Below are 23,844 nucleotides of genomic sequence, written 5' to 3' on the forward strand. Positions count from 1 at the left end.
GGGAAGCCGCCGATCCCTCTCGTCACGAAGCGGATTGACCCACTCCGCCGCCGCGGGTTCGCTCACCGTCAGCCCTCCGCGCCGGCGGTGTGCGCCGCAAGCTGCTCGGCCGTGGCCGCGATCAGTTCGTTCCAGGACACCTCGAACTTCTCGACGCCCTCGTCCTCGAGCTTGCGGAACACGTCGTTCAGATCGATCCCGGCCTTCTTCAGCGCGGAGAACACGTGCTCGGCGGCGGTGTCGGTGCCCGTGACGGTGTCGCCGGTGATCTCACCGTGGTCGGCGACCGCCTCGAGGGTCTTCTCCGGCATGGTGTTGACGGTGTGCGGCGCCACCAGCTCGGTCACGTACAGCGTGTCCGGGTATGCGGGGTTCTTCACACCGGTCGACGCCCACAGCGCGCGCTGCGGCCGGGCCCCGGCGGCGGCGAGCTGCTCGAAACGCGCACCGGATTCGAAGGCCTTCCGGTAGGCCGCGTACGCCAGGCGAGCGTTGGCGACCCCGGCCTTGCCGCGCAGGGCCAGTGCCTCGTCCGTGCCGATCTCCTCGAGCCGCGCATCGATCTCGGTGTCCACGCGGGAGACGAAGAACGACGCCACCGAGTGGATCTTCGACAGGTCGTGCCCGGCGGCCTTCGCCGCGGTCAGACCGTCGAGGTAGGACTCGATGACCCGCTCGTACCGGTCCACCGAGAAGATCAGCGTCACGTTCACGCTGATGCCCTCGCCGATCACCCGGGCGATCGCGGGCAGGCCGGCGACCGTCGCAGGAATCTTGATGAACAGGTTCGGGCGGTCGACGATCTTCCACAGCTCGATCGCCTGCTTGACGGTGGCGTCCGTCTCGTGGGCGAGTCGCGGATCGACCTCGATCGAGACCCGGCCGTCGACACCGTCGGTCGCCTCGTACACCGGTGCCAGCACGTCGCACGCGGCGCGCACGTCGTCGGTCGTGACGGTGCGGATCGTGGTGTCGACGTCCGAGCCGGCGGCAGCCAGTTCGGTGATCTGCGCGTCGTAGGCGTGGCCCTTCGACAGCGCCGCCTGGAAGATCGACGGGTTGGTGGTGACCCCGACGACCGAACGGGTCGCGACGAGCTCGGCCAGGTTGCCGGACTCGATGCGCTCGCGGGACAGGTCGTCGAGCCACACGGACACGCCTGCGGCCGACAGTGCTGCCAGATTCGCGTTCTGCGTGGTGGTTTCCTGCGTCATGACGATCTATCCCTTCAGTCGCGTCAGCGAGCGGCGTGCAGCGTCGGCGACGGCCTCGGCGGTGATGCCGAACTCGCGGTACAGGGTCTTGTAGTCGGCGGAAGCGCCGTAGTGCTCGAGCGACACGGCCTCGCCGGCGTCGCCGATCAGGCGGTACCACGGCAGCGCCAGCCCCGCCTCGACGGACACGCGGGCCTTCACCGACGGCGGCAGCACCTCGTCGCGGTACGCCTGCTCCTGCTCGAGGAACCAGTCGAGAACCGGCACCGACACGACGCGGGTCGGGACGCCCTCGGCCTCGAGGACCTCACGCGCGGCGACGGCGAGCTGCACCTCGGAACCGGTGGCGAGCAAAAGCACCTCGGGGGTGCCGGTCGACGCCTCGGCGAGCACGTAGGCGCCGCGGGCCACACCCTCGGCGGCCTTCTCGCGGGTGCCCTCGAGCACCGGCACGTCCTGACGGGTCAGGGCGAGCGCGGTCGGGCCCGTCTTGTTCTCCAGCGCGGCCTTCCACGCGAACGACGTCTCGTTGCCGTCCGCGGGGCGGATCACCGCGAGGTTCGGGATCGCGCGCAGCGCGGTGAGGTGCTCGACCGGTTGGTGGGTCGGGCCGTCCTCGCCGAGACCGATCGAATCGTGCGTCCACACATAGATCGACGGGGTCTGCATGAGCGCGGCCAGGCGCACCGCGGGACGCATGTAGTCGGAGAACACGAGGAACGTGCCGCCGTACGGGCGGGTCGGCCCGTGCAGCGCGATGCCGTTGAGGATCGAGCCCATGGCGTGCTCGCGGACACCGAAGTGCAGGGTGCGGCCGTACGGGGTGGCCGTCCAGTCCTTGGTCGAGATCGACTCGGGACCGAACGACTCCGAACCGGGGATAGTGGTGTTGTTCGAACCCGCCAGGTCCGCGGACCCGCCCCACAGCTCCGGCAGGATCGGGCCGAGCGCGGCGAGCGCGTTGCCGGACGCCTTCCGGGTCGCCGGGCCCTTCTCGGCCGGCTCGTAGGTCGGCAGGGCGTCGGTCCAGCCTGCCGGGAACTCGCCGGCCTGCAGGCGGTCGAACAGTTCCTTGCGCTGCGGCTCCCGCTCGGCCCACGCGTCGAACGCGGCCTGCCAGTCGGCGCGGGCCTTCGCCCCGCGGTCGACGATGCGGCGGGTGTGCTCGATCACAGCGGGGTCCACGTCGAAGTTCTTCTCGGGATCGAACCCGAGGAACTTCTTGACCGCGGCGACCTCGTCCGCGCCGAGCGCCGCGCCGTGCACGTCGCCGGTGTTCATCTTCGTCGGGGCCGGGTAGCCGATGACGGTGCGCAGCAGGATCAGCGACGGCTTGTCGGTGACGGCCTTCGCCGCCTCGACCGCCTCGAGGATCGCGGTGACGTTCTCGCCGCCCTCGACGGTCTGCACGTGCCAGCCGTACGCCTCGTAGCGCTTGGCGGTGTCCTCGCTCAGCGCGATCGCGGTGTCGTGCTCGATGGAGATCTTGTTGTCGTCGTAGAAGACGATCAGGTTGCCCAGTTCCTGCACGCCGGCGATCGACGACGCCTCGGAGGTGACGCCCTCCTCGATGTCACCGTCGGACGCGACGACGTAGATGTGGTGGTCGAACGGGCTGGTGCCCTCCGCCGCCTCCGGGTCGAACAGGCCGCGCTCCCGCCGAGCGGCCATCGCCATGCCCACCGCGGAGGCCAGACCCTGGCCGAGCGGGCCGGTGGTCATCTCGACACCCGCGGTGTGCCCGAACTCGGGGTGGCCGGGGGTCAGCGAACCCCACGTGCGCAGCGCCTCGAGGTCGGCCAGCTCCAAGCCGTAGCCGGACAGGTAGAGCTGGATGTAGAGGGTCAGGCTCGAGTGGCCGCAGGACAGGACGAACCGGTCGCGGCCGACCCACTGCGGGTCGGTGGGGTCGTGGCGCAGCACCCGCTGGTACAGCGTGTACGCCAGCGGCGCCAGGCTCATCGCGGTGCCCGGATGCCCGTTGCCGACCTTCTGCACGGCGTCCGCAGCAAGCACACGGGCGGTGTCGACGGCCTTGGTGTCCAGATCGGTCCAGTCGGCGGGGTGAACCGCCGCGGTGAGGGTGCGGATCTCGTCGGTGATCGACACGAGCTTCAAGTCTCCTGACATGGGTGTACGGGATGCCTGCGACCGCGAATGCGTCGCGCGCCCTCCCAGCCTAATGGCCGCGGCGGCCCCGTGCGGCCTACGGGTCGATTCGGCCGAGGCCTGTCCGCGGTCTACCATCGACCGTAGTAGTGCGCGTCCGTGATCGGGCGGCGGTCGGCGGGCGAGCGAAGGTGTGTATTCGCGTGGTGCAAGGAGACAGTGTGCGGGCAGGGCGACGGCCGGGAGGACACGGCTTCGGTGCCCCGGAAGCCCCCAGCGCCCCGCGGCCGGACACCCCGTGGGGCCGGATCTCGGGCACCGTGCTCGCCTACATCGCGCTGACCAAGCCGCGCGTCATCGAGTTGCTGCTGGTCGCGACCATCCCGGCGATGCTGCTCGCCGACCGCGGCAACGTCGATCTCGTTCTCATCCTCAGCACCCTGTTCGGCGGCTGGATGGGCGCGGCGAGCGCGAACTCGCTCAACTGCGTCGTCGACGCCGACATCGACAAGGTGATGAAGCGCACCGCGCGGCGTCCGCTGGCGCGGCAGGCCGTGCCCACGCGCAACGCGTTCGTGTTCGGCATGGTGCTCGGCATCGCGTCGTTCGCGTGGCTGTGGTGGCGCGCGAATCTGCTCGCCGGGGCGCTCGTCGTCGCGACCATCGCGTTCTATGTGCTCGTCTACACGATGGTGCTCAAGCGTCGTACCTGGCAGAACGTGGTGTGGGGCGGCGCTGCCGGCTGCATGCCGGTGATGGTGGGCTGGGCCGCGGTGACCGGGTCGCTGAGCTGGGAGCCGATCGTGCTGTTCCTGGTGATCTTCTTCTGGACTCCGCCGCACACCTGGGCGCTGGCGATGCGCTACAAGGAGGACTACAAGGCGGCCGGCGTGCCGATGCTCCCCGTGATCGCCACCGAGCAGCACGTCACCAAGCAGATCCTGATCTACACGTGGGCGACGGTGCTGGCCACGCTGGTGCTCGTCCCGGCGGCAGGCGTCGTGTACGCGGCGGTCGCGGTGCTCGCCGGTGCCTGGTTCGTGTTCATCGCCCACCAGCTGTACAACAGCGTGCGCGGGGGCGCGTCCGTCAAGCCGCTCAAGCTGTTCCTGCAGTCGAACAACTACCTCGCGGTGGTGTGCCTGGGCCTGGCCGTCGACTCCGTGCTGGACCTGCCCACCATCGCCTCGTACCTCTGATCTGCTGAACCGACAGCAACGGCGCCGCTCTTCCCGACGGAAGGGCGGCGTTCGTTGCGCGGTGTGCCGTTGTGGCGGCCAGGGCCGCCAATAAGGCACACGGGCGCCTACGGCGCCAGCACGATCGAACCGGTGGTTTTGCGGCCCTCGAGGTCGCGGTGGGCCTGCGCCGCCTCCGCGAGCGGATAGCGCGCCCCGACGCGGATCTTCAGATCACCGGCGGCGATGGCCGCGAAGACGTCACCGGAGCGCCACAGCAGCTCCTGGCGGTCCCGCGTGTAATGCACCAGGGTGGGGCGGGTCAGGAACAGCGATCCGGCGGGGTTGAGCCGCTGCGGATCGAACGGGGGCACCGGGCCGCTCGCGGCACCGAACAGCGCGAGCGTGCCGCGGATCCGCAGCGACGCCAGCGACGCCTCGAAGGTGTCCTTGCCGACCCCGTCGTACACGGCGGCGACGCCCTCGCCGCCGGTCAGTTCCCGCACCCGCTCGGGAAGGTCGTCGCCGTAGCGGAGCACCTCCGCGGCGCCGGCCTCCCGCGACAGCGCCTCCTTCTCGTCCGAGGACACGGTGGTGATGACCCGTACCCCCTTCGCGGTCGCGAGCTGGGTCAGGATCAGGCCGACCCCGCCGGCGCCCGCGTGCATGAGCACCGTCTCCCCGGGCTGCGCCGGATACGTCGACTCGAGCAGGTAGTGCGCGGTCATGCCCTGCAGCAGCGCGGAAGCGGCCTGGTCCGCGGGTACCTCGTCCGGGACCGGCACCGCGACCGCTTCCGGCACGACGACCAGTTCCGCGTAGGAGCCGGGGGCCGCGGCCCAGCACACCCGGTCGCCGACCGCGAACTCGCTGGTTCCGGGCCCGACGGCTTCGACGCGGCCGGTGCCCTCGGACCCGGGTACGTAGGGCAGATCCGTCGCGTACAGGCCGGTGCGGAAGTAGGTGTCGATGTAGTTGACGCCGATGGCGTCCGTGCGGACCAGCAGCTCACCCGGCCCCGGAACGGGATCGGGGAGCTCGGCGGGAACGAGGACGTCGGGACCACCGAACCGTGTCACTTCGATTGCGCGCATGGGCCCACAGTATTCTGCAGGCATGAGCGCTGAAACTCAGGTCGCGGCCGCACCCGCACCCGCCGACGTCGTCTCCTCTCTCCGTTCCTTCGTCGCCGCGCACGGTGATACCGCCAAGGCGGTCCTGCAGCCGATCGGGGAAGCCGGGGTGCGCGTGACCGTCGTCGCCGCCGACGGCACCCTGGGCGATCGTGTCGTCGCCGACCTGGCGACCGCGCACGCGGTCGTCGAGGCGCTGCCGAATGTCACGGTCTCGGACTGGGATCGCGAGGTCACCAGCATCGCCACCCCGCAGCAGGGCCACTGGAAGAAGATGGCCGGCTGGGTCGCGAACCAGACCCGCTTCCCGAAGGCGCGCAACGAGCGCTGACGCCGCCGACACGCGAAACGCCGCGGGCCCACCTCCGTTCCAGGAGGTGGGCCCGCAGCGTCGGATCGTAGTCAGGCGGTGGTGACGGCCTCCGGGCGCGGGGCGGCGACGCGGACGCGGCCGGCGCACCATACCGCGGCGGTCGCGGCCGTGCACAGACCGGCACCGGCCACGTGCAGCACCACGAGCACCGCGGGCACATCCGTCCAGAACTGGACGAGGCCGATGAGCGACTGGGCCAGGACCAGGCCGATCAGCACCTTCAGCCGCAGCTTCACCGCGGCCGGGGCGGCGACGGCGTACAGCGCGAACGCCAGGCCCACCAGGAGCGCCAGGTAGCCGACGAGCAGTTCGGCGTGCAGGTGCACGAGCGTGGTGATGTCGACGTCGAGCCGCGGCACCGGGCGTTCGACACCCTTGTCGCCGGCGTGCGGGCCGGCGCCGGTGACCATCGTTCCGGCGATCAGGACGCCGGCCAGCACGGCCGCGGACAGCGCGGTCAGCCACCGCAGCGGCTGGGGGAGCACCTGCTCGACGACCCCGTCGTCGGGTTCGCCGACCTTGACGAACAGCACGACCGCGAGCCACACCATCAGCATCGAGGCGAGCATGTGGATCGCGACGGTCCACCACGCCAGCCCGGCGAGCACCGTGATGCCGCCGATCACGGCCTGCAGCACGGTGCCGGCGGGCATCAGCCACGCCCAGGCGACGACCTCGCGGCGGCGACGGGCGCGGGTCACGGCGAGCACGATCGCGGCGGAGACGGCGACGACGACGAACGTCAGCAGGCGGTTTCCGAACTCGACGATCTGGTGGATGGTGTGCACGTTGCTGGACACGCCGACCGGCACCAGGGAGCCGGGGAAGCACTGCGGCCAGGTGGGGCATCCGAGGCCCGACGCGGTGACCCGCACGACCGAGCCGGTGACGGCGATGCCGCCCTGCACGACGATGGTGAGGAAGGCGATGATCCGCTGGATCCGCAGCGACGGAAGCGGAAGTCGGTCGACGAGGTTCAGGTAGCCGCGATACAGCACGTTCACGATGGTACGGGTCCGTCCACTACGCGCTGTAGTTGGGCTGGTGGGGTCCGGCCGTCACGTGAATCGGAAGAAGCGCCGGGCCAGCACCGCGCCGACGACGGCCCAGACGGCGAGGATCGTCATCGCGAGCCAGTCCATGCCGCCGAGCACGGCCTCCTCGAGGCCGAGGGCCAGCGCTCCGGACGGGGTCACCCGCGCCAGGTGCACGAGGGCGTCGGGCAGGCCGCCCCCGGCGAGCACGACGCTGCCGATGCCGAGCAGCACGAACCAGATGATGTTCGCCAGGGCGAGCACGATCTCGGCGCGCAGGGTGCCGCCGAGCAGCAGCCCGAGCGTCGCGAACATCACCGTGCCGAGCGCGATGACGACGGCGCCGAGCAGCAGTCCCAGCGGGCTCGGACGCCATCCGAGGGCCACTCCGATAGCACCGAGCAGAATAGATTGCATCGCCACTACGATCGCCACCGCGGCGCTCTTACCTGCGATGATGCCCCACTTCGGCAGGGCGGTCGCGCCGATCCTTTTCAGTGCACCGTATCTGCGGTCGAATCCGACCGCGATTGCCTGACCGGTGAACGCGGTCGACATCACCGCGACCATCATCACCGCCGGCAGGACCCGTTCCACGCGGGGATCGCCGAGATCACCGATCGGCAGCAGGGTCAGGCCGATGAGCAGGGTGATCGGGATGAACATCGTCAGCAGCAACTGCTCGCCGTTGCGCAGCAGCAGCTTGAGCTCCATGCGCGTCTGCGCAGCGAGCATCGCCGCCGGCGTGTTCGGTCGCGGGGCGGGCGCGAAGGTCCCGGCCTCGAACCGGTTGCCCGCCAGTCGATCGTGATGCGTCACGCTCACCCTCTCAACTCCCGTCCGGTCAGGTCGAGGAAGACGTCCTCGAGGCTGCGCTGGTACACGCGGATCTCGCTCACCAGCGCCCCCTGGTCGGCGCACCACGACGCGGCCGCGGTGACCACCGCGGGATCGATCGCGCCCTCGACCAGGTAGCGGCCCGGTTGCGGCTCCCGCACGCGGAACCCGTCGGGCAGCACCGTCCGCAGCGGCGCGAGATCGAGCCCCGCGGAGGCGGACAGCCACAGCTGCTGCTCGGACCCGGTCCGGGCCACCTCCTCGGGCGTTCCGGCGGCGACGACCCGCCCGTGGTCGATGATCACGACCTCGTCGGCCAGTTCCTCGGCCTCGTCCATCAGATGCGTCGTCAGCAGCACCGAGACGCCGTCGCGGCGCAAGGCGTCGATCAGTTCCCACACCAGCAGCCGGGCCTGGGCGTCGAGACCCGCGGTCGGCTCGTCGAGAAACACCAGTTCCGGGCGTCCGACCAACGCGCACGCCAGCGCCAGCCGCTGCTGTTGACCGCCGGAGAGCCGGCGGTAGGGGGTGCGGCGGGCCTCGTCGAGCCCGAGGCAGTTCAACAGCCACGCCGGGTCGATCGGATTCGCCGAGTACGAGGCGACCAGGTCGAGCATCTCGCCGGCCTTGGAACCGGGGTAGGCGCCGCCGCCCTGCAGCATGACCCCGATCCGGGGTCGCAGTGCCTCCGAATCGACGATCGGATCCAGGCCGAGCACGCGCACGGTGCCGGCGTCGGGGGTCACGAAACCCTCGCACATCTCCACGGTGGTGGTCTTGCCGGCGCCGTTGGGGCCGAGCAGGGCGAGCACCTGGGCGCGCTCGACGGTGAGGTCGAGCTCGTTCACGGCGGTTGTGTCGCCGAATTTCTTGACGACGCCGTTCAGGCGCACCGCAGGCGCCGTACCGGCAGGGGATCTCGAGGTCACGGGTTTCCAGCGTAGGCGTCGGGGGATTCGGCGGGGCGCGGTGGTGTGCGGTCGTCCTCGCGCCACGGCAACCGGTTCCGGGTGAACACGATGAGCAGCCCGACGACGACGACCGTCGCGATCGCGGCCTGCACGATGATGAACGGCTGGTACTCGCCGCCGTTGGGCATCAGAATCACGCTGACCAGCGACGAGAAGGCCACCGTGGGGATCCGGAAGATCGGCCGGGTGGCCCACGCGGCGAGCGGGATCACCGCCCACAGCAGGTACCAGGGCTGCACGACGGGGAACAGCAGAACGATCGCGCCGAGCGAGACCCCGAGCCCGCCGACGGGGTGGATCCGCCCGACGAGCACCGCCAGTAGCATCCGGATTGTGACGAATGCCGCAATCATGGCGGCGATCGGCCGGGTGATCGACAGGATCGCGGTGGTGTGATCGCCCAATCCGAGCAGCACCCCCGCCAGGCCGGTCCCGACCCCGAGCAGCGTGGGGATCGACATCCAGCTGCGCACCTCGGTCGCGGTGCCCAACGTGTTCGTCCAGCCGAGCCCGAGTCCGCTGCCCCAGCTCACCACGGTGATCACCGTCAGCGACACCGCCGCCAGCAGGGCCGCCGCCGCCAGCACCGCCCGCGCGGTGGCGCCCCAGCGTCGTGCCAGCGCCATGCCCACGAATCCGAGCGCGAGCAGCGACGGGACCTTGATCATCGACGACAGTGCGATCAGCGCGGCACCGGCGAGGAGCCACGCGAGGTAGCGGCCCCGCAACGGCGTCCCCGGACCGCCGGCGTGGATACCGCGCAACGCCAGTTCGAGCCCGGCGAGCATCAGCCCGAGCATGAGCGCCTCGTTGTGGATGCCGGCGACCAGGTGGAACAGCAGCAACGGATTGGCGGCGCCGAGCCACAGCGCGGTCACCGACGCGACACCGCAGCGCCGGGCCAGCCGCGGCAACGCCCACACGATCAGGGCGACACCGCCGAGCGCGAGCAGCCGGTGCAGGAAGATGCCGAACACGATGTTCTCGCCGGTCAGGAACGTGATGCGTTCCCCGATCCACAGGAACGCCGGCCCGTAGGGCGCGGAGGTCTCGCGCCAGATGTTCGGCACGGTCCGGGTGAGCACGTGGTCGACGCCGAGCGCGCCGGCCGGCCCGATCGCATACGGATCCAGCCCGCGCGCGGCGATCTCACTCTGCGCCAGATAGGAGTAGACGTCCTTGCTGAACATCGGCGGCGCGACGGTCAGCGGCAGAATCCACAGCAGGAGGGTGCGGTCGAGCTGCGATCGGGACAGCCGGCGGGGCTGGCCGTCGGGATCGCGCCGGCCGACGGCGAAGCGGCCGAGCAGCAGCCAGGCCAGCACGACCAGGACGGTGCCGGTCATCGCCAGGGTCAGGGCCGCGCTCGGCATCCGCGCCGGCAACCCCAGCAGCCGCACGCCCTGAACCGGGTTCTGCAGCACCGGCTGGGCGCCCGCGCCGAGGGCGCCGACGCACATCAGGACCGCGCCGGTCGCACCGAACAACCGGATCCGGTGCAACTGGGTGGTCTCGGTGGCGTCGAGGCCGCGGCCTTCGCGTTCGTCGCCGTGCAGCACGGTCACCACGTCGGTGTGGTGACCGCGACCGTCGAGCCCGAGCGCGCGCTTGCCCAGCGTCACGGCCCGGATGCCGACGGTTTCGAAGGCACGGGCGGTCTCGGAGCGGCCCGTTTTCGGGGCCGGGCCGGCCGTGCTGGGTTCGTCGATGGTCGGCGGCACCCGAGCAGCCTATCGGGCCGGTCACGGGCCTATTCCCGGTCCGGCCCGGGGTGTGGGGAAGGGCACCCTTGGTGGACCGGGTTTCCGAATTCCGTCACACTGGTGTTGTGAAATCAGCGACCGAACACCCCGTCGACGAGAAATGCGCAGGTCACGTGCCTGACGCAGGCCTCGCCGCGTCGCGTTCGGGCCGCGATTCGTCGCCGCAGCACGCACAGCACGAGGGCCAGACCCGCGCGGCGGTCGTGCAGCTGCTGCTCGAGGAGGGCCCGATCACGGCCCCGGAGATCGGCAAGCGACTCGGACTCAGCGCCGCCGGTGTCCGCCGGCACCTCGACGCGCTCATCGACAGCGGTGAAGCCCAGGCAGCGGCCCCGCCGCGGCGGCAGGACCGCGGTCGCGGGCGTCCGGCCCGCCGGTTCCAGCTGACCGCAGTCGGCCGCGCCCGGCTCGGGCACACCTACGACGACCTCGCCGGCGCCGCGATGCGGCACCTGCGCGAACTCGGCGGCGACGCCGCCATCGAGGACTTCGCGCGCCGACGGGTGCGCTCGATCCTCGCCGGTGTCGAACCGGCCGCCGGACACGACGAGATCGAAGCGACCCTCGAGGACATCGCCGAGGCGTTCAGCGCCGCCGGATTCGCCGCGTCCACGCGGCGGGTCGGCACCGGCGTGCAGGTCTGCCAGCATCACTGCCCGGTCTCGCACGTCGCCGAACAGTTCCCGGAACTGTGCGAGGCGGAACAGGAAGCATTCGTCGAGATCCTCGGCACCCACGTCCAGCGGCTCGCGACCATCGCCAACGGCGACAGTTTCTGCACCACCCACGTGCCGCTGCTCCCGGATCCGGCGACCCACGCCCGGACCGACAGCGACCCCTGACCGCCGCGAGCGGTAACCCCCAGCAGCCCAGCCCGTCGGCATCCCAGTCCGTGCCGACAACGAATCAAGACTCCGGAAGGAGCTCGCATGACCCTCACATCGGACCAGGCGTCCGGCGCAGGTGCGCCGCTGACGCAGGAGGAGACCATCGCGTCCCTCGGTCACTACGGCTACGGCTGGTCGGACCCGGACGCGGCCGGCGCTGCCGCGCAGCGCGGCCTGTCCGAGGCGGTCGTGCGCGACATCTCGGCGAAGAAGAACGAGCCGGAGTGGATGCTCGACATCCGCCTCAAGGCGCTGCGCACGTTCGACAAGAAGCCGATGCCGGTGTGGGGTTCGAATCTCGAGGGCATCGACTTCGACAACATCAAGTACTTCGTCCGTTCCACGGAGAAGCAGGCCACCTCCTGGGAGGAACTGCCCGAGGACATCAAGAACACCTACGACAAGCTGGGTATCCCGGAGGCGGAGAAGCAGCGCCTCGTCGCCGGTGTCGCCGCCCAGTACGAGTCCGAGGTGGTCTACCACCAGATCCGCGAGGACCTCGAGTCGCAGGGCGTGATCTTCCTGGACACCGACTCGGGCCTGCGTGAGCACCCGGAGATCTTCAAGGAGTACTTCGGCACGGTCATCCCCGCCGGCGACAACAAGTTCTCCGCGCTGAACACCGCCGTGTGGTCGGGTGGCTCGTTCATCTACGTGCCGCCGGGAGTGCACGTCGACATCCCGCTGCAGGCCTACTTCCGGATCAACACCGAGAACATGGGCCAGTTCGAGCGGACCCTGATCATCGTCGACGAGGGCGCGTCCGTGCACTACGTCGAGGGCTGCACCGCGCCGATCTACAAGTCGGATTCGCTGCACTCGGCGGTCGTCGAGATCATCGTCAAGAAGGGCGGCCACTGCCGCTACACGACCATCCAGAACTGGTCGAACAACGTCTACAACCTGGTCACCAAGCGCACCAAGGTCGAGGCCGGCGGCTCCATGGAATGGATCGACGGCAACATCGGTTCCAAGGTGACGATGAAGTACCCGGCCGTGTGGATGATGGGCGAGCACGCTCGCGGCGAGGTCCTGTCCATCGCCTTCGCAGGCGAGGGCCAGCACCAGGACACCGGCGCGAAGATGCTGCACCTGGCGCCGCACACCTCCTCGACGATCGTCTCCAAGTCGGTCGCGCGCGGCGGCGGTCGGGCCTCCTACCGCGGGCTGGTGCAGGTCAACAAGGGTGCCCACGGCTCGAAGTCGACGGTCAAGTGCGATGCGCTGCTGGTCGACCAGATCAGCCGCTCGGACACCTACCCGTACGTCGACATCCGCGAGGACGACGTGACGATGGGTCACGAGGCGACCGTGTCGAAGGTCAGCGATGACCAGCTGTTCTACCTGATGAGCCGCGGCCTGACCGAGGACGAGGCGATGGCGATGGTCGTGCGCGGCTTCGTCGAGCCGATCGCCAAGGAACTCCCCATGGAGTACGCCCTCGAGTTGAACCGACTGATCGAACTGCAGATGGAAGGGGCAGTCGGCTAAATGGCTGCGAATACCGCAAACACCCCCTCGGGGGTGCAGGACGCCGTGCGCGGCGAGAACACCCGTGTGCCGGCCGCCAACAAGGGTGAGCTGTTCACGTCCTTCGACGTGAATGCCTTCGAGATCCCCGGTGGCCGCGACGAGGCGTGGCGGTTCACCCCGCTGCGCCGCCTGCGCGGGCTGCACGACGGCAGCGCCGTCGCCTCCGGCACCGCGACCGTCGAGGTCTCCGAGGTCGAGGGCGTGCAGGTCGAGACCGTCGGCCGCGACGACGAGCGCCTCGGACAGGGCGGGGTCCCGTTCGACCGCATCGCCGCCCAGGCGTACTCGTCGTTCGAATCCGCCACGGTCGTCACCGTCGGCCGCGAGGTCGAGGTCGCCGATCCGGTCACCATCACGATCACCGGCCCGGGTGAAGGACAGGTCGCCTTCGGGCACCTGCAGCTGCGGCTCGAGCCGTTCGCGAAGGCCACCGTGATCCTCGATCAGCGGGGGAGCGGCACGTACGCGGAGAACGTCGAGTTCGTCGTCGGCGACAGCGCACACCTGAACGTCGTCGCCGTGCAGGACTGGGCCGACGACGCCGTGCACGTGGCCGCGCACCACGCGCGACTGCACCGCGACGCGACCCTGCGGCACTTCACCGTCGGTCTCGGCGGCGACCTGGTGCGCATCTCGCCGACCGTCAAGTTCGACGCGCCCGGCGGCGACGCGGAGCTGCTCGGCCTGTACTTCGCCGACGCCGGTCAGCACCTCGAGCAGCGTCTGCTCGTCGACCACTCGCAGCCGCACTGCAAGTCCAACGTGGTGTACAAGGGCGCGCTGCAGGGCGACCCCGAGTCCGGCAAGCCCGACGCCCACACCGTGTGGATCGGCGACGTGCTCATCCGCGCCGAGGCCGAGGGCACCGACACCTTCGAGCTCAACCGCAATCTGGTGCTCACCGACGGCGCCCGCGCCGACTCGGTGCCGAACCTCGAGATCGAGACCGGCGAGATCGTCGGCGCCGGCCACGCCTCGGCGACCGGCCGCTTCGACGACGAGCAGCTGTTCTACCTGCGCGCCCGCGGCATCCCCGAGGATCAGGCCCGCCGGCTCGTGGTGCGCGGCTTCTTCCACGAACTGATCGAGAAGATCACCGTCCCCGAGGTCCGGGAACGGCTCGAGGCCGCCGTCGAAGCCGAACTCGCCGCCGTCGGCGCCTGAGCGCGAACCGCCCACACACTTTCGTAAGGAACCGATTCACCGATGTCCACCCCCCAGAACGTCCTCGAGATCAAGGACCTGCACGTTCGCGTCGCCCAGACCGACGAGAACGCCGAGCCCATCGACATCCTCAAGGGCGTCAACCTGACGGTCCGCTCCGGCGAGACGCACGCCATCATGGGCCCCAACGGCTCCGGCAAGTCGACCCTGTCGTACGCGATCGCCGGCCACCCCAAGTACGAGGTGACCTCCGGCAGCATCACCCTCAACGGTGAGAACGTGCTCGAGATGAGCGTCGACGAGCGTGCCCGCGCCGGCCTGTTCCTGGCCATGCAGTACCCGGTCGAGGTGCCCGGCGTGTCGATGTCGAACTTCCTGCGCACCGCCGCCACCGCCGTCCGCGGCGAGGCCCCCAAGCTCCGGACCTGGGTCAAGGAGGTCAAGGAGGCGATGACCGAGCTGGACATCGATCCGGCGTTCGGTGAGCGCAGCGTCAACGAGGGATTCTCCGGCGGCGAGAAGAAGCGCCACGAGATCCTCCAGCTCGGCCTGCTCAAGCCGCAGATCGCCATCCTCGACGAGACCGACTCCGGTCTCGACGTCGACGCGCTGCGCGTGGTGTCCGAGGGGGTCAACCGCTACCAGGAGCGCGAGCACGGCGGCGTCCTCCTCATCACCCACTACACCCGCATCCTGCGCTACATCAAGCCGCAGTTCGTGCACGTGTTCGTCGGTGGCCGGATCGTCGAGTCCGGTGGACCGGAACTCGCCGACGAGCTCGAGACCAACGGTTACGTCCGTTTCACCCAGGCCGCGGCAGGAGCCTAGACACATGACCATCCCGGTGAGGGAACTCGATGTCACCAGGATCCGGAAGGACTTCCCGATCCTGGCCCGTACGGTGCGCGACGGAAAGCCGTTGGTGTACCTCGATTCGGGTGCGACCTCTCAGCGGCCGATCCAGGTGCTCGACGCCGAACGCGAGTTCCTCACCACGTGCAACGCGGCCGTGCACCGCGGCGCCCACCAGCTCGCGGAGGAAGCCACCGACGCGTACGAGGGGGCCCGTGCCGCGATCGCCGAGTTCGTCGGCGCCGACACCGACGAGCTGGTGTTCACGAAGAACGCCACCGAGTCGCTGAACCTGGTCACCCACGTGCTCGGCGACGAGCGGTTCACCCGCGCGGTCGGCCCCGGCGACGAGATCGTGATCACCGAACTCGAGCACCACGCGAATCTGGTGCCGTGGCAGGAACTGGCCCGGCGTACCGGCGCCACGCTGCGCTGGTACGGCGTCACCGACGACGGCCGCATCGACCTCGATTCGCTGGAGCTGTCCGACGCCGTCAAGGTCGTCTCGTTCACCCACCAGTCGAACGTGACCGGTGCGGTCGCGCCGGTCGAGGAACTGGTGCGCCGCGCCCGCGCGGTCGGTGCGCTGGTCGTGCTCGACGCGTGCCAGTCGGTGCCGCACATGCCGGTCGACTTCCACGCCCTGGACGTGGACTTCGCGGCGTTCTCCGGTCACAAGATGCTCGGTCCGTCCGGCGTCGGCGTGCTGTACGGCAAGCGGGCGCTGCTCAGCGCGATGCCGCCGTTCATCACCGGCGGTTCGATGATCGAGACCGTGACGATGGAGGCGACCACCTTCGCGGCGCCGCCGCAGCGGTTCGAGGCCGGGGTGCCGATGACCTCGCAGGTCGTCGGGCTCGGCGCCGCCGTGCGCTACCTCAACGAGATCGGGATGGACGCGGTCGCCGCGCACGAACACGAACTGACCGCCCTCGCGCTCGAACTGCTCGGCGCCATGGACGGGGTCCGCATCATCGGCCCCACCACCACCGAGCGTCGCGGGGGAGCGGTGTCCTTCGTCGTCGACGGCATCCACGCCCACGATCTCGGGCAGATCCTCGACGACGAGGGTGTCGCGATCCGCGTCGGGCACCACTGCGCGTGGCCTCTGCACCGGCGTTTCGGTGTCGCCGCGACCGCGCGGGCGTCGTTCGCGGTCTACAACACCACCGACGAGGTGCGTGCCCTGGCCGCGGCGATCCGGCGGGCCCAGGAGTTCTTCGGAACCCACCCGCCGCTGGACATTCACGAGACCACGATCGACGGGGCGTCCTGACATGCGGATGGAACAGATGTACCAGGAAGTGATCCTGGATCACTACAAGCACCCGCATCACCGCGGTCTGCGGGAACCGTTCGGCGCCGAGGTGCACCACGTGAACCCGACCTGCGGCGACGAGGTGACCCTGCGGGTGCATGTGACCGACGACGGGATCGTCGGCGACGTCTCCTACGACGGTCAGGGCTGCTCGATCAGCCAGGCCGCGACCTCGGTGCTGACCGATCAGGTGATCGGGCTGCCGGTCGAGCAGGCGCTCGCGACGGTCGACAGCTTCGCCGAGATGGTCGGCAGCCGCGGCACCGTCGAAGGCGACGAGGACGTGATCGGCGACGGCATCGCGTTCGCCGGCGTGTCGAAGTACCCGGCGCGCGTGAAGTGCGCGCTGCTGGGCTGGATGGCGTTCAAGGACGCCGTGGTGCAGATCGTGGACGGCGCACCCGTTCCGAGCGGAGGACAGAACTGATGACCCAACAGGCTTCCGAGACCGGCACCCCTGCCGCCGAGGCATCGGCCCCCGAAGCAGCGGCCCCCGAAGCGGCGACCACGACCACCGACGCACCGCCGATGGACCCGCAGCGCCTCGACGAACTCGAGGAGGCGATGCGCGACGTCGTCGACCCCGAACTGGGCATCAACGTCGTCGACCTGGGCCTCGTGTACGGCATCACCGAGGACGACGAAGCGGTCACCATCGACATGACCCTCACCTCGGCCGCCTGCCCGCTCACCGACGTGATCGAGGACCAGTCCCGCAACGCCCTGGTGAAGAGCGGACTGTGCGAGGAACTGCGCATCAACTGGGTGTGGATGCCGCCGTGGGGTCCCGACAAGATCACCGACGACGGACGCGAGCAGTTGCGGGCGCTCGGTTTCACCGTCTGACGACACGGTGACCACCTCCCGGGATCGCATGACGGATCCGCTCGGTGAGGCCGCGCCCGGAGTGGCGGCCGCAGCGCTCGAACAGGAGGTGTTCGCGCTGTGGCGCCGCGGCCGCTCGTACATGGCCGCGAGCGCCCGCGCGGTCGATCCCAAGCTGGATCCGGTGTGCTACCCGCTGCTGGTGCTGCTGCGCGACGCCGACGCGATCGCGATGTCCGAACTGATCGGTGCGCTGGGCATCGAGAAGTCGACGCTGACCCGGCGCATCGACAGCGCCGCACGGCTCGGCCTGGTCGAGCGCATCCCGGACCCGCACGATGCGCGGGCCCGGCTCGTCGCGTTGACCCCCGAGGGCCGGCGGCGCCTGGAGCAGCAGCGGGCGGAGACGTTCCGGCGGTGGCGTGAACGCCTGTCGGCGTGGGACCCGGACGATGTCCGTCAGCTGGCGACACTGATGCACCGTCTGGGCGGCATTCTGGACTGACGGTCCCTGCGAGCCGCGCGGTGAAGGCAAGGATACGGGGCCTTCGTCACCGGTCGTTAGTTGTATCGATCAACCAAATTTTCTATGGTGGCACAGGATCGATCGACAAGGGATGGACATGCTGGCTCCGGAAACCGCAGAAGACCTGATCGCGGCAGTGCGCGCGCTGGTCCGACGCAGCCGCAGCCTCAACGTCCGCGCCCAGCAGGCCGACCCCGAGGCCATGCCCAACTGGCTGGTCGCCCTGCTCGCCCACCTCGAGCACGGCGGCGGATGCCGGCTCGGCGACCTCGCGGACCGGTTGGGGGTGACCGCCTCGACGCTCAGCCGGCAGGTCGCCTACGCCGAATCTCTCGGATACGCGCGGCGGGGCGCCGATCCCGACGACCGCCGCGCCGCGTGCCTGACCCTCACCGAGGGCGGCGCCGAGGCGCTGCGCAGCCACCGCGCGCGGCTCGTGCGGTTGCTGCAGGAGGTCGTGCCCGACTGGACCGACGAGGAGGGCCGCGACCTGGTCGACCGGCTCAACCGGCTCGGTGCCGCCGTCGATCGCTTCCGCGACGCCCCCCTCTGACGGTCCCGTCCGTCCCCGACATCGACATCACTTCCGACGAGGAGCGACCATGACCGCATCCGTGCCCCCGGCTCCCGACACCGAGGCCACCCCGCCGGACGACACGCAGACGGGGATGACCCACCGTCAGCGCATCAACGCGCTCGTCGGCCTGCTGCTCGGCATGTTCGTGGCGTTCCTGTCCTCGACGATCGTGTCCAACGCGCTGCCGACGATCATCATGGACCTGCACGGCACCCAGGACCAGTACACCTGGGTCGTGACCGCGACCCTGCTCGCGTCCACCGCGACCACCCCGATCTGGGGCAAGTTCGCCGACCTGGTCAGCAAGAAACTGCTGGTTCAGTTGTCGCTGATCCTGTTCACGCTCGGCTCGATCCTCGCCGGGCTGTCCCAGTCCGTCGGCATGCTCATCGGCTGCCGCGTGATCCAGGGGCTGGGCCTCGGCGGGCTGCAGGCCCTCGTCGTGATCGTCATCGCCTCGATGTTCAGCCCCCGCGAACGCGGTCGCTACCAGGGCCCGATCGCGGCGGTCATGGCCGTCGCCACGGTGGCCGGGCCGCTGATCGGCGGTGTCATCGTCGACACGAGCTGGCTCGGCTGGCGCTGGACGTTCTTCATCGGTGTGCCCCTCGCCGTCGCCGCCTTCGTCGTCGTGCAGCGCACCCTGAACCTGCCGGTCGTGCGCAAGCAGGTGAGCATCGACTACCTCGGCGCCACCCTCATCGCGGCCGGCGTGAGCGTCCTGCTGATCTGGGTGACCCTGGCCGGCAAGAACTTTGCGTGGGGATCGGGCACGTCCTACGGCCTGGTCGCGCTCGGCGTCGTGTTGCTGGCCGTGGCGGTGTTCGTGGAGAGCCGCGCGACGGACCCGATCATCCCGCTGAAGCTGTTCCGGGACCGCACCACCACCCTGGCGACCCTGGCGAGCATCGCGGTCGGTGTCGCCCTGTTCGGCGGTGCCGTGTTCCTCGGGCAGTACTTCCAGATCGCCCGCGGCTACAGCCCCACCGCCGCGGGCCTGCTCACCGTGCCGATGGTGCTCGGTTCGACCGTGTCCGGGGCCCTGTCCGGCGCGCTCATCACCCGCTTCGGCCGTTGGAAGATCTATCTCGTCGTCGGTGCGGTCGCGATGACCGTCGGCTTCGGGCTGCTCGCGACGATCGACCACAGCACCGACATCGGGCTGATCCTGGTCTACCTGTTCGTCCTGGGCCTCGGCATGGGCATGACGATGCAGAACCTGGTGCTCGCCGTGCAGAACTCCGTCGCCCCGCACAATCTCGGCGCCGCCAGCTCCACGGTCACCTTCTTCCGGTCGCTCGGCGGCGCCGCGGGTGTGTCCGTGCTCGGCGCGGTCCTGTCGAACCACATCGTCGACCTGATCGCCAAGGGTCTCGCCGCCCTGGGCATCGAGGTTCCCGCCGGCTCCGGCGGGGCCGGACTGTCCAACCTGCAGGAACTCCCGGCGCCGATCGCGGCGGTCGTGCGCGGAGCCTACGGCGACGCGACCGCCCGGATCTTCCTGATCGCCGCGGTCCTCGGCGCGCTGGCCCTCGTCGCGATCCTGTTCATCAAGGAGGTCGCGCTCAACACCCGCACCGGCCTCGAACAACTCGACGACGCCCGCAAGGCCGCCGCCGACACGGCGACGGTCGGCGACTAGATCGGGGACCGGTCGGGCTCAGGCGCGCTTGCGCGCGGCGGATTTCTTCGCCGCGGGCTTGTCCGCCTGGCTCTTCCGCGAGGACGCCGACTTCGACGCGCTCTTCTTCGCCGGAGTCTTTTTTGCCGGAGTCTTTTTCGCGGCGGTCTTTTCGGCCGGGGTCTTCTTCGCGGGGGCCTTGCGGTCGGACGCCTTCTTCGCGGGCGTGCGGCGCTTCGACGACTCGTCCTCGTCGGCGCTCTTGCCTCCGGCCGCATCCACGCTGCGCTGCAGCGCCGCGACGAGGTCGAGCACCTCGGCGTCCTCGCCCTCGGTCGTGGTCTCGGGCACCTGGAACACCTTCTCGCCGCCCCGCGCCAGCGCGTCGTCGATCAACGCACGCAGCTCGACCTGGTACTCGTCGGTGAACTCGTCCGGATCGAAATCGTCGGACATCGATTCGACGAGGGTCTCGGCCATCGCCAGTTCCTTCGACGACGGCTTCTGCACGTCGTCGAGCACCGGGAACTCCGCGGCCCGAACCTCGTCCGGCCACAACAGCGTCTGCAGCACCAGCAGCCCGTCCCGGTTGCGCAGCGCCGCCAGCCGGGTGCGCTGCCGCAACGTGAAATGCACGAGGGCGGTGCGGTCGCTCTGCTCGAGCGTCGCCGCCAGCAGCGCGTATGCCTTCGGCGACGACGAATCCGGCTCGAGATAGTAGGACTTCTCGAACAGGATCGGATCGATCTGCTCGGTCGGCACGAACTGCAGCACCGGGATCTCGTGCTTCTCCGCCGCCGGCAGCTTCTCGAAGTCCTCGTCGGTGAGCACCACCCGCGTACCGTCGTCCGAGTCGTACGCCTTGTCGATCTCCGGGTACGGAACCGACTCGCCGCACTCGGTGCAGATCCGGTCGTACTTGATCCGCCCGCCGTCCTTCGCGTGCACCTGATGGAACCGGATGTCGTGGCTCTCCGTCGCGGAATACACCTTCACCGGCACATTCACCAGGCCGAACGCGAGGGAACCCTTCCAGATCGACCGCATGGCTCCATCATGCGGGACAACACGCGACTGTGCAGTCGACCGACCGAATTCGATCTTCGTCCTCAGATCATCGACCGCAGGATCGTCCGCCGCAGTGCGGGAGGGACGGACCCGAACAACGACCACATCGCCGCCGCGACACCGGCCGGATCGTCGCGCCCGGACAGGTAGGCGCGCTGCCGGTCGACGGGCAGTTCGAAGAAGGCAGCGAAGAACTCGGCCGCATTCTCGCCGCCGAGGCCCAGCAGCACCGCCAGTCCGCGGGCGCGCAGGGCCGCGACCGTCCGGGCCGTCGGGGTCCACAGCACCCGATCCGGGTCGCGTCCCGCACGCACCGCGGCCACCACCGGGTCCGCGGCCGACAGCGCGGTGGCCACCGCGTATCCGGTGGCCGGATGCATCAGCCCCCCGCGCGCCCCGAACCCGACCGGGCCACCGCGCCGCCGTCGGGCGCCCTCCACGGCGAACCGGACGTGTTCGGCCGGTTCGGCACCGGACAACTCCACACCGCGCGCCGCGAGCCGGGCCCGCAGGCGCCCTTCCAGTTCCGGAAGCACCAGCGCCGGCCGCCCCACCAGGCAGGTCTCCTCGAGCAGCACCCGGCCCGGACCGACCGGCACCGCGTACAGGAACGACGGGGCATCCCCCCGGCCGGTGCCGTTGTCCCGCCGCCAATCCATGAACCAGGCCTCCTGGCCGTCGAGCGCGGCCGCCGCCGACCGGGCGTCCACGACCAGCCCGAACGCGGTCTGCTGCGCCCGCCCGGGGGCCGGGGGAAGCCCGCGCGCATCGACGACACAGCGCCCACGCACCGTCTCGCCGTCGGCGAGCGTGACACCGGTGCGGTCCACGTCGACCGCGCGTCCGGTCACGACCCGCACCCGGTCGAGCGGCAGCGCCCGCTGCAGCGCCGCGGTGTCCAGCACCCGGTACGGGCGCGCGATGCGGTGCTCGCGCACCGTCCACGCCGACGGCGTCTCCACCCGCGCGGCGACCGCGGTCGCGGGCAACCAGCCGGGCAACTCGTCCGCCCACGCCGCGTACGTCGCCCTCCACGCCCGCTCGGGGCGGGGGTCCACGGCCGTCACCTCCAGACCGCCGGCCGCCGCCCGGAACGCGAGCGCACGACCGGCCGGCCCGAGTCCGGCGATTACCAGATCGGCGGTCACGCGATCACATGGACCCGGTCGCGAGCAGCCCGCCGTCCACCCGCACGGTCTCGCCGGTGATCCACTGCGCCGCGTCCGAGGCGAGGAATGCGACCAGCTGCGCGACGTCCTCCGGGGTGCCGAGCCGCTTCAGCGGGTATCGCGCCGCCGCCGCATCCTCACCGGCCGTGACCAGTGCCGCGGCGAACTTCGTCTTCACGATGCCCGGCGCGATCGCATTGACGCGGATCGACGGGCCGAGTTCCCACGCGAGTTCCTCGGTCAACCGGATCAGCGCCGCCTTGGACGCGCCGTACGCGCCGATCACCCCGGTCGAGCGCAGCCCGGCCACACTCGCGACGTTGACGACCGCCCCGCCGTGCTCGGCCATCCACGCCCGATGCGCCTGCTGCACATACCCGAGGGCCGCAACCACGTTGACGTCGAAGATCTTCCGCACCGCGTCGAGATCGGCGTCCATCAGCGACCCGAACGTCGGGTTGATCCCGGTGTTGTTGACCAGCACGTGCAACCCGCCCAGTTCGTCGACGGCGCGCCGCACCGCCTCGGCGCGCGCGTCCGGATCACCGGCGTTGCCGGGGAGTTCGAGCACCGTGCCGCCGTGACCGAGCGCACGCAGGCTCGCGGCGGCCTCGGCGAGCGGTTCCGGTTTCCGCGCGGTGATCGCGACGTGGGCACCGCGGGCGAGCAGTTCGGCGGCGACGGCAAAACCGATACCGCGGCTCGCGCCGGTGATCAGCGCGACGCGCCCGGCGAAATCGCGGGTGACGGGGGATGCGGGGGTACTCGTCATGGCCGGAACGTAGCGCATCTCACCCCGGGGCAGGGCCGGAGCCACGGTAAAATCAATGGTTCGTGTGCCCGCTCGTCCGGCATCACGACCCCCGTCCCGCTCGTCCCCCGAGGAGTCCCACGCGTGATCACTGCCACCGACCTGGAAGTCCGCGCCGGCGTGCGGACGCTGCTCACCGCACCGGGGTCGGCGCTGCGGGTACAGGCGGGCGACCGGATCGGCCTGGTCGGCCGCAACGGCGCCGGTAAGACCACCACCTTGCGCATCCTCGCGGGGGAGGGCGAACCCTATGCGGGCACCGTCGTGCGCTCGGGCGAGCTGGGGTACCTCCCGCAGGACCCGAAGGAAGGCAACCTCGACGTCCTCGCGAAGGACCGGGTGCTCTCCGCACGCGGCCTCGACGAGATCCTGCGCGGCATGGAGAAACAGCAGGCGTTGATGGCCGAAGCCGTCGACGAGAAGATCCGCGACCGCGCCGTCCGCAAGTACGGCTCGCTCGAGGAGCGGTTCTCGACCCTCGGCGGGTACGTCGCCGAGTCCGAGGCCTCGCGCATCTGCCACAGCCTCGGCCTGCCCGACCGGATCCTCGGTCAGCCGCTGCACACCCTGTCCGGTGGTCAGCGCCGTCGTGTCGAACTCGCCCGCATCCTGTTCGCGGCATCGGACGGGTCCGGCGGCAAGTCCGACACCACGCTGCTGCTCGACGAGCCGACCAACCACCTCGACGCGGACTCCATCACGTGGCTGCGCGGCTTCCTGCAGAACCACGAGGGCGGGCTCATCGTCATCAGCCACGACGTCGACCTGCTCGCCGACGTCGTCAACAAGGTGTGGTTCCTCGACGCGGTCCGCGGCGAGGCCGACATCTACAACATGGGCTGGAAGAAGTACCTCGACGCCCGCGCCACCGACGAGCAGCG

Annotated in this window: 23 protein-coding genes; 13 read left to right on the plus strand and 10 right to left on the minus strand. The window is 70.2% G+C overall.

What is annotated here, in order from left to right; translation table 11 throughout:
- Nucleotides 1–68: 68 nt before the first annotated feature.
- Both tal and tkt read right to left on the minus strand, forming a co-directional pair.
- Complete coding sequence (gene tal, locus I0Q12_RS17805) at nt 69–1,214, minus strand: transaldolase (RefSeq protein WP_197253152.1); 1,146 nt, start codon at nt 1,212–1,214, stop codon at nt 69–71.
- A gap of 6 nt (nt 1,215–1,220) precedes the next feature.
- On the minus strand, nt 1,221–3,323 hold the full coding sequence (gene tkt / locus I0Q12_RS17810) for a transketolase (RefSeq protein ID WP_197253193.1): 2,103 nt from the start codon (nt 3,321–3,323) through the stop codon (nt 1,221–1,223).
- A gap of 221 nt (nt 3,324–3,544) precedes the next feature.
- Between tkt and I0Q12_RS17815 the strand changes: the two genes are divergently transcribed.
- The gene (locus I0Q12_RS17815) at nt 3,545–4,522 is read left to right on the plus strand and encodes a heme o synthase (RefSeq protein ID WP_197253153.1); all 978 of its coding nucleotides are present in this window, start codon (nt 3,545–3,547) and stop codon (nt 4,520–4,522) included.
- 107 nt (nt 4,523–4,629) lie between these two features.
- Here I0Q12_RS17815 and I0Q12_RS17820 read toward each other — a convergent pair whose 3' ends face one another.
- The gene (locus I0Q12_RS17820; RefSeq protein ID WP_197253154.1) at nt 4,630–5,595 is read right to left on the minus strand and encodes a quinone oxidoreductase; all 966 of its coding nucleotides are present in this window, start codon (nt 5,593–5,595) and stop codon (nt 4,630–4,632) included.
- Nucleotides 5,596–5,617: 22 nt separating this feature from the next.
- On the opposite strand from I0Q12_RS17820, the gene I0Q12_RS17825 reads away from it, so the two are divergent.
- The gene (locus tag I0Q12_RS17825; protein WP_197253155.1) at nt 5,618–5,965 is read left to right on the plus strand and encodes a hypothetical protein; all 348 of its coding nucleotides are present in this window, start codon (nt 5,618–5,620) and stop codon (nt 5,963–5,965) included.
- 71 nt (nt 5,966–6,036) lie between these two features.
- Here the strand turns inward: I0Q12_RS17825 and I0Q12_RS17830 are convergent, their stop codons facing one another.
- The 4 genes from I0Q12_RS17830 to mptB are packed head-to-tail and all read right to left on the minus strand — an operon-like array spanning nt 6,037 to nt 10,570.
- On the minus strand, nt 6,037–7,005 hold the full coding sequence (locus tag I0Q12_RS17830; protein ID WP_197253156.1) for a COX15/CtaA family protein: 969 nt from the start codon (nt 7,003–7,005) through the stop codon (nt 6,037–6,039).
- A 60-nt stretch (nt 7,006–7,065) separates the two neighbouring features.
- The gene (locus I0Q12_RS17835) at nt 7,066–7,866 is read right to left on the minus strand and encodes an ABC transporter permease (protein WP_197253157.1); all 801 of its coding nucleotides are present in this window, start codon (nt 7,864–7,866) and stop codon (nt 7,066–7,068) included.
- Entirely contained in the window at nt 7,863–8,807 is a 945-nt protein-coding gene (locus I0Q12_RS17840) for an ABC transporter ATP-binding protein (RefSeq protein ID WP_197253158.1), read from the minus strand. Before I0Q12_RS17840 ends, I0Q12_RS17835 begins: the two co-directional genes overlap by 4 nt.
- Entirely contained in the window at nt 8,804–10,570 is a 1,767-nt protein-coding gene (mptB, locus tag I0Q12_RS17845) for a polyprenol phosphomannose-dependent alpha 1,6 mannosyltransferase MptB (protein ID WP_197253159.1), read from the minus strand. Before mptB ends, I0Q12_RS17840 begins: the two co-directional genes overlap by 4 nt.
- Before the next feature lie 71 nt (nt 10,571–10,641).
- Between mptB and I0Q12_RS17850 the strand changes: the two genes are divergently transcribed.
- From I0Q12_RS17850 to I0Q12_RS17895, 10 genes are all read left to right on the plus strand, one after another.
- Nucleotides 10,642–11,454: a metalloregulator ArsR/SmtB family transcription factor gene (locus tag I0Q12_RS17850; protein WP_197253160.1), complete on the plus strand. Its 813-nt coding sequence runs from the start codon at nt 10,642–10,644 to the stop codon at nt 11,452–11,454.
- Nucleotides 11,455–11,541: 87 nt separating this feature from the next.
- Nucleotides 11,542–12,990: a Fe-S cluster assembly protein SufB gene (gene sufB / locus I0Q12_RS17855; protein WP_197253161.1), complete on the plus strand. Its 1,449-nt coding sequence runs from the start codon at nt 11,542–11,544 to the stop codon at nt 12,988–12,990.
- Entirely contained in the window at nt 12,991–14,196 is a 1,206-nt protein-coding gene (gene sufD, locus I0Q12_RS17860) for a Fe-S cluster assembly protein SufD (RefSeq protein ID WP_197253162.1), read from the plus strand.
- A 42-nt stretch (nt 14,197–14,238) separates the two neighbouring features.
- Nucleotides 14,239–15,024, plus strand: a complete 786-nt coding sequence (sufC, locus tag I0Q12_RS17865) for a Fe-S cluster assembly ATPase SufC (RefSeq protein WP_197253163.1) — start codon at nt 14,239–14,241, stop codon at nt 15,022–15,024.
- Nucleotides 15,025–15,028: 4 nt separating this feature from the next.
- Nucleotides 15,029–16,324, plus strand: a complete 1,296-nt coding sequence (locus tag I0Q12_RS17870) for a cysteine desulfurase (RefSeq protein ID WP_197253164.1) — start codon at nt 15,029–15,031, stop codon at nt 16,322–16,324.
- Between the two features lies 1 nt (nt 16,325).
- Complete coding sequence (sufU, locus tag I0Q12_RS17875; RefSeq protein WP_197253165.1) at nt 16,326–16,793, plus strand: Fe-S cluster assembly sulfur transfer protein SufU; 468 nt, start codon at nt 16,326–16,328, stop codon at nt 16,791–16,793.
- Entirely contained in the window at nt 16,793–17,212 is a 420-nt protein-coding gene (locus I0Q12_RS17880) for a metal-sulfur cluster assembly factor (RefSeq protein ID WP_197253167.1), read from the plus strand. The genes sufU and I0Q12_RS17880 overlap by 1 nt, the downstream gene beginning before the upstream one ends.
- A 28-nt stretch (nt 17,213–17,240) precedes the next feature.
- Nucleotides 17,241–17,696, plus strand: a complete 456-nt coding sequence (locus I0Q12_RS17885; protein ID WP_197253169.1) for a MarR family winged helix-turn-helix transcriptional regulator — start codon at nt 17,241–17,243, stop codon at nt 17,694–17,696.
- A gap of 118 nt (nt 17,697–17,814) precedes the next feature.
- The gene (locus I0Q12_RS17890; RefSeq protein ID WP_197253171.1) at nt 17,815–18,270 is read left to right on the plus strand and encodes a MarR family winged helix-turn-helix transcriptional regulator; all 456 of its coding nucleotides are present in this window, start codon (nt 17,815–17,817) and stop codon (nt 18,268–18,270) included.
- A 115-nt stretch (nt 18,271–18,385) separates the two neighbouring features.
- Nucleotides 18,386–19,936 carry an MFS transporter gene (locus I0Q12_RS17895; RefSeq protein ID WP_231610933.1) on the plus strand — a complete coding sequence of 517 codons (1,551 nt, stop codon included), beginning with the start codon at nt 18,386–18,388 and terminating at the stop codon, nt 19,934–19,936.
- Between the two features lie 18 nt (nt 19,937–19,954).
- Here the strand turns inward: I0Q12_RS17895 and I0Q12_RS17900 are convergent, their stop codons facing one another.
- The 3 genes from I0Q12_RS17900 to I0Q12_RS17910 all read right to left on the minus strand — a co-directional run bounded on the left by I0Q12_RS17900 (nt 19,955) and on the right by I0Q12_RS17910 (nt 22,924).
- Complete coding sequence (locus I0Q12_RS17900; protein WP_197253175.1) at nt 19,955–20,962, minus strand: Ku protein; 1,008 nt, start codon at nt 20,960–20,962, stop codon at nt 19,955–19,957.
- A 62-nt stretch (nt 20,963–21,024) separates the two neighbouring features.
- The gene (locus tag I0Q12_RS17905; RefSeq protein ID WP_197253177.1) at nt 21,025–22,131 is read right to left on the minus strand and encodes a lycopene cyclase family protein; all 1,107 of its coding nucleotides are present in this window, start codon (nt 22,129–22,131) and stop codon (nt 21,025–21,027) included.
- A gap of 4 nt (nt 22,132–22,135) precedes the next feature.
- On the minus strand, nt 22,136–22,924 hold the full coding sequence (locus I0Q12_RS17910; protein WP_231610915.1) for an SDR family oxidoreductase: 789 nt from the start codon (nt 22,922–22,924) through the stop codon (nt 22,136–22,138).
- A gap of 123 nt (nt 22,925–23,047) precedes the next feature.
- On the opposite strand from I0Q12_RS17910, the gene I0Q12_RS33145 reads away from it, so the two are divergent.
- A partial coding sequence (locus I0Q12_RS33145) for an ATP-binding cassette domain-containing protein (RefSeq protein ID WP_307846329.1) occupies nt 23,048–23,844 on the plus strand: 797 nt, incomplete at its 3' end.

It is taken from the genome of Rhodococcus sp. CX (genome assembly GCF_015865005.1).
Taxonomy (GTDB): domain Bacteria; phylum Actinomycetota; class Actinomycetes; order Mycobacteriales; family Mycobacteriaceae; genus Rhodococcus.